Source organism: Armatimonas sp., assembly GCF_043760365.1.
GTDB lineage: Bacteria > Armatimonadota > Armatimonadia > Armatimonadales > Armatimonadaceae > Armatimonas.
The window spans coordinates 1-3,858 of the sequence record NZ_JAYUPA010000681.1 but is presented as its reverse complement, the minus strand read 5'-3'; the positions used below and the strand labels follow the sequence as shown (position 1 = coordinate 3,858).

At 58.4% G+C, this 3,858-nt stretch carries 2 protein-coding genes; both read right to left on the bottom strand.

Features of this window, described 5'->3' with window-relative positions; all coding sequences use genetic code 11:
* Positions 1–2,280, bottom strand: a 2,280-nt coding sequence (locus ACH2EH_RS15875) for a Swt1 family HEPN domain-containing protein (RefSeq protein WP_395143064.1), incomplete at its 3' end; no start/stop codon positions are given.
* Between the two features lie 29 nt (positions 2,281–2,309).
* The coding region (locus ACH2EH_RS15870) for a dynamin family protein (protein ID WP_395143062.1) at positions 2,310–3,858 on the bottom strand (1,549 nt) is incomplete at its 5' end.

Sequence of the window (3,858 nt, the reverse complement as noted above, 5' to 3'; positions counted from 1 at the left end):
CTCGGCGAGGTTGCCCGCTTCCTTGCTGTAGGCGTGGTCAATGCCCAGCACGACCAAGCGGGCATCGAGATCGTCGGGGACATCCTGGCTGGACTGTGGGAACGGGTGGATGCGGCTGAAGTCGCCCGCCTTGCGCAGGTTCTCCCGCAGGCGCTTCTCCAGCTCCTTGTGGACTTTGTCGGGGTCACGCTTAAGCTGCTCTGCACGGTCTTCGGCGAGCTTGGTGACAGTGGGCTGGGTGCTGTACCAGTAGCGCGGACCATCCTGGTAGAGGTAGGTTGCTGCGCCCGCGAGGCGGCGGAGCGCGTCCCCAAAGACAGCCGGTGATTCTCCGGGCAGGACACAGCCGAGCTTGATGCGCCGGTCTTCCAGACCACGGTGTGCGGCTTGCGTGAGCGGTGCGGAGCCCAGATAGACCGTGCGAGCGACACGGCGGGCGGCGGCGAACTTGCCTAAGTTTGGCACGTCGCCATCTATTCGAAGTGGGAGCGAGTTGGGGCCGTCTACGTCCTTTTCGATCACCGGAACCCAGTTGTCCGAGAGGTAGCGTGTTAGCTCGAACTGCACGCGGGGATCGTCTATCGGGATCATGGAGGGCAGAATGAGCGGGTTCTTATCGCCCTTCTCCCAGAGGCTATGGATCACGGCGGCCATGAGGCGCAGGACGCCACGGGTGCGCTGGAACTTGACGAGAGTGGACCAGTCTGTGTAGAGCCGGTCAAAGACCTCGGGGTGGATCGGGTAGGCGGCTTTGAGGCGTGTCTCGTAGTCAGAGTCGCGGCACTCGGGCGGGAACTCCTGGTGCTGGGTGCGGTAGAGATCAGCGAAGGCACGCGCCATGACATCGCGGTCTTTGAACTGCGCGGCATCGGTGAGCGGTTCGAAGAGGCGGCGGCGGACGATCTCAAAGCCCTCCTCGGCGCTCGCAGGTCGCCACGATGATTCGACGCGCCCGACGACATTGCGCAAACGATCCAGCGCCTCACGCCCCCGTGCACCGCCGACTTCGACATCGTCCGCCTGAGTGTGCGGCGAGCCGGAGGTGTCCGAGGCGGGGAGGCTGATGACCAGCAAGCAGTTCTTGGCGAGCTTGGCGGACTCGGTGAGCACCTGGGCGAAGGTGAACTGGGTCTCGAAGCCACCAGCGGGCAGATCGCTCTGGTCGTGGAGCTGGCGGGCGTAGGCAACCCACTCATCAATGAGGATCAGGCACGGGCCGTAGTCGTTGAACAGCTCGCGCAGGGCATCGCCGGGGCTGGTCGCGTTCTCGTCGTCTGCTTGAATGCGGGCGTAGGCATCTTTTCCGCCAAGCTGCCAGGCAAGCTCCCCCCAGAGCGTGCGAACCGTGGTGCCGTCTTCTTTAACGATAGGCCGACCGGGGGAGATCTTGTTGCCTACCAGCACCACGCGCCGCGCCGTGGGCAGGCTGGTCGCGCCCGCATCCGCCATCACCGTGTCCACGCCCGCGAGATCCGTGGGGGCAACGCCCGAGAACAAGTGCCAGAGGGCGAGCATGGAGTGGGTCTTGCCGCCACCGAAGTTGGTCTGGAGCTGCACGACCGGGTCGCCGCCGCCCACAGTGAGGCGCTGGACTGCCCCAATGAGCATCTGCTTGAGGCTTTCGGTGAGGTAGGTGCGGCGGAAGAACTCGATGGGGTTCTTGTACTCATCGCTGCCCTCCCCAAGGTGCACCTGCCAGAGATCGGCGGCGAACTCGGCTTGCTGGTAGCGTCCGCTGGCGACATCTTTATGGGGCGTAATGACATCGCGCCAAGGCTTGAGATTGCCCGCCGCCGCGCTCTCGATGGCGGTTCCGGCACTCTTACGCTTCTCCGCACGGGTCTGCTCGTCGAAGATCAGCCGTCGCAGTTCGCGCTTCATCTTGTCCACTTCGTCGGCTTCCGGTGCAGAAAGCGCCGTGAGCAATCGGGCGGCTGAGTCTAATGTCCGGTCGGTGTCGTCGCTGGAGAAGCTCTCCTGGTGTGCCCACTTGTTGCGGGCATCGCGCAGTTCGCTCACCAGGCTGCGCTCCGAGAACCCGAGGGTCTTGCGGAAGGTGTCGTTCCACTGCTCCCACATCACGCGCAGCAGTAGCGCCACGTCTAGGTGCGGGGAGTCGTCGTCGCCCTCGAACTTGATGTCCTCGCGCCAGTTCTCGGTGACTTTGGTGATCCAGTACTTCCCGTGCTGGGAGGAAAGCTCCCGCTCGATAAAGGGAGTCAGCCCGCTCTTGAGCAGCTCCATCGCCTTACCAACGCGCTCGTAGTTCGTGATCGCCATGTTCTAGATTGCCTTTTTCCGATTTTCTCTCAGATGAGATTATGCCCCATAGATATTTTCAATTCGCCATGCAATGCAAGCGCCTCGCTCCGTAGTTGGTGTAACTCCGGAAGGGTCAGAGGCCAGTTGGGTGTCTTGGTCGCATAGTTCTTTGCCGCCTTAGCTGCCACGTCACGATTCAGTTCTAACATCCGGGGGTGTAGGTACTCCAGCACATCGGAAATCACCGTCTCACGCCACTGCTCTATGGCCTTTCTTAGATCATCAGGATTAGACTCCCCATCGACATCGTCTGCTTTTTGCATCTTATTCCAAGCATTCAGCAGAAACGGAACTGCAAACAATCCACCAGGAATTAGCGTCAAAACCGTCAAAACATGGGCAGTAGCTGCTATTGCCACTGTAGTGCCTGTAGCAACAGCAATACCACTCCAAGCCGAACTCGCAGCTTCACTGACCGCCTCTTCTCGGCGACGTTCTGTACGAATCATTTTCTCTACATCACGTATAGCTGCTTCATTTGCATCGCTTTTCATGGCGCTAAGGTTCGTTTGAAGGAAGGATAGCTGCTCTTTGAACCCTTCTACCCACTCATGCTGGAACCTCTCATCGAGCTGTTTACTAAGGTGGCTGATGAATTCCTGTTCTGTCTCATCAGCAAAAGCGACTCGAACGACTTCGAGAAAATCGGCTTCTGTTAACGGAGCTCCGCCGCGACGATTTCCTGTTTCCTCAATGGCAAGACGGAGGCGCTCACGTAACATGGCAGCTAGCGAAGCGCAAAGGTCGTTCGTAACGGTGACAGCCATTTGATCAAGCGACGCGGCGTATTCATCGACATCGCGTAGGACAGTATCAAGTGCACCACTCACGCCACTTATACACACACCATAGGCGGTAGCTACATCTCGCGCCTGGGCAAGTAAAGCTTGTTTTCGTAGTGTAATGCCTGAGGTTGCCACTTCAGTTTTTAGATATTGCCGAAGACGATTTACTCCTATCTCGTCTCTCCCAGATAAGCATGCAAGAGCAGATACCGGAAAAATCTGTTCGTGTGGAACCCCCAGATTTTCACTAATATAGTCAACGACTAATTTTAGCTCATCCGGAGCAAATGTGTCCGCCTTTGTTAGTACACAGATGAAGGGAAGATCAATCTCACGAATACGTGCGATCGTTGCCGCATCGCGCCCTCCTCCCAGGCTCTCACCATCAATCGCACAAAGTGCAATATCCGTTGTCCCCAGTGCCCCCAAAGCCTCAAGTTCATTCTTGAGTGTTGCCCCTAAGCCTGGTGTATCCACTAGCACCACGCCGAGATCCGAGCGGATATAGACTACAGCCAGCTCATAGTCGCCCAGTTGCCGGGCTAAAGCCTGTGCAACGAACGTGTCACAGTCTAACAGAACCGGTGAACGTGAGTGATCACGTGATCTTAATTCGACATACTCATGCGCGTCAGGGTCTACGGGAACAACACGGCAGACGACTTGGGTTAGCTCAAAGACATCGGCTGCGGCGACAGTCCGCCCAATAAGTGCGTTGATCAGAGTGGATTTGCCTGCCTTAAACTCGCCG